Source organism: Staphylococcus caeli, assembly GCF_900097965.1.
Lineage (GTDB): Bacteria > Bacillota > Bacilli > Staphylococcales > Staphylococcaceae > Staphylococcus > Staphylococcus caeli.
Window position 1 is genome coordinate 1 of sequence record NZ_FMPG01000034.1, and the last position, 912, is coordinate 912.

General features: G+C 42.2%; 1 pseudogene. It reads left to right on the forward strand.

Annotated elements, in window-relative coordinates:
* Positions 1-912 (forward strand): annotated as a pseudogene (locus BJS11_RS13750) (hypothetical protein); the annotation flags it as partial.

Here is a 912-nt window from a genome sequence, read left to right on the forward strand (position 1 = left end):
GATGTACTTAGTGATGTTGACTCACTATCTGAATCGCTCACTGATGTACTTAATGACGTTGACTCACTGTCTGAATCACTTACTGACGTACTCAACGACGTTGACTCGCTGTCTGAATCACTTACTGATGTACTTAGTGATGTTGACTCACTATCTGAATCGCTCACTGATGTACTCAACGACGTTGAGGCACTATCTGAATCACTCACTGACGTACTTAATGACGTTGACTCACTGTCTGAATCACTTACTGACGTACTCAACGACGTTGACTCGCTGTCTGAATCACTTACTGACGTACTCAACGACGTTGACTCGCTGTCTGAATCACTTACTGATGTACTTAGTGATGTTGACTCACTATCTGAATCACTTACTGACGTACTCAATGATGTTGATGCACTATCTGAATCACTTACTGACGTACTCAATGATGTCGATGCACTATCTGAATCACTTACTGACGTACTCAATGATGTCGATGCACTGTCTGAATCACTCACTGATGTACTTAATGACGTTGACTCACTGTCTGAATCACTCACTGACGTACTTAATGACGTTGACTCACTATCTGAATCACTCACTGACGTACTTAATGACGTTGACTCACTGTCTGAATCGCTCACTGACGTACTTAATGACGTTGACTCGCTGTCTGAATCACTTACTGATGTACTTAGTGATGTTGACTCACTATCTGATTCCGACACTGATGTACTCAATGATGTTGATGCACTATCTGATTCCGACACTGATGTACTTAGTGATGTTGACGCGCTATCTGAATCACTTACTGATGTACTCAATGATGTTGATGCACTATCTGATTCCGACACTGATGTACTCAACGACGTTGAGGCACTATCCGAATCGCTCACTGACGTACTTAATGACGTTGACTCACTATCT